Source organism: Streptomyces sp. AC627_RSS907, from assembly GCF_019049165.1.
Map to the genome: position 1 here is coordinate 1 of NZ_JAGMUE010000609.1, position 557 is coordinate 557.

The window sequence follows — 557 nt, forward strand, 5'->3', positions numbered from 1 at the left end:
CGGTTGGCGTCGCAGTTGAGCCCGTAGCCGAGCACCTCGGCGTGGATGTGCGCGCCGCGCGCCTGGGCCGACTCCAGCGACTCCAGGAACATCGCCGCGCCGCCCTCACCGGTGATGATGCCGGAGCGGTTGGCGTCGAACGGCGAGCACGCCTTCTCGGTGAGCGCGCCGAGCCGGTAGAACCCGGCGTGCGACCAGCGGCCGACCGAGTCCGCGCCACCGGCGATCATGTAGTCCGCCTCGCCGGTGCGGATCAGGTCGTACGCGTAACCGAGCGCGTAGTTGCTGGCCGAACAGGCGGTGGACAGGGTCACGGCGTCGCCGGTCAGGCGCAGTTCGCGGTTGACCGCCTGGGACAGCCGGGCGCTGGAGACCTGGCGGATCAGACCCGCGTCCAGGCCGCCCATGCCCGCCGTCAGCGAGTCCTCGGTGAGCTTCTCCAGCACCTGCGACTCGCCACCGGTGGTGCCCATGCTCGATCCGGCGCGGGAGGCGGCCAGTTCGTCTTCGTCGATCCCGGCGTCCGCGACCGCGAGGCGGGCCGCGGACGCCGCGAA

General features: G+C 72.4%; 1 protein-coding gene. It reads right to left on the reverse strand.

From position 1 onward, the window contains the following. Positions 1–557 (reverse strand): beta-ketoacyl synthase N-terminal-like domain-containing protein (locus KUM32_RS37370; protein WP_302185237.1); only part of this gene is annotated, 557 nt, incomplete at both ends.